Raw genomic sequence first — 249 nt, 5'->3', positions numbered from 1 at the left:
AAACGCGAGAGCGAGCCCGATAGCGAACGACGCCAGCGTAAGCGGCACCGTGAACACGAGCCCCGCATACAGCAGCGGCCACAGCGACTGCGCCATCAGATGCAACCATGCCGGCATGATTCAGACTCGCGAAAGGCGTTTACTGGGAGACGTCTTTGCCGAAGTACTTCTGCGAAATCTTCGCGTACGTACCGTCTTTCTTCATGTCGGCGAGCGCTTTATTAATTGCCGCGACGAGTTCCGGGCTGC

1 protein-coding gene and 1 pseudogene are annotated in these 249 nt (G+C 58.2%); both read right to left on the bottom strand.

Annotated elements, in window-relative coordinates; genetic code table 11:
• Window positions 1–117 (bottom strand): annotated as a pseudogene (locus SB822_RS59480) (cysteine ABC transporter permease); the annotation flags it as partial.
• A 22-nt stretch (window positions 118–139) separates the two neighbouring features.
• On the bottom strand, window positions 140–249 hold a 110-nt coding region (locus tag SB822_RS59475; protein WP_410859425.1), incomplete at its 5' end, for a transporter substrate-binding domain-containing protein.

This window comes from Paraburkholderia sp. SIMBA_054 (assembly GCF_046534875.1).
Classification (GTDB): Bacteria; Pseudomonadota; Gammaproteobacteria; order Burkholderiales; family Burkholderiaceae; genus Paraburkholderia; species Paraburkholderia hospita.
This window is presented reverse-complemented; position numbering and strand designations above follow the sequence as displayed.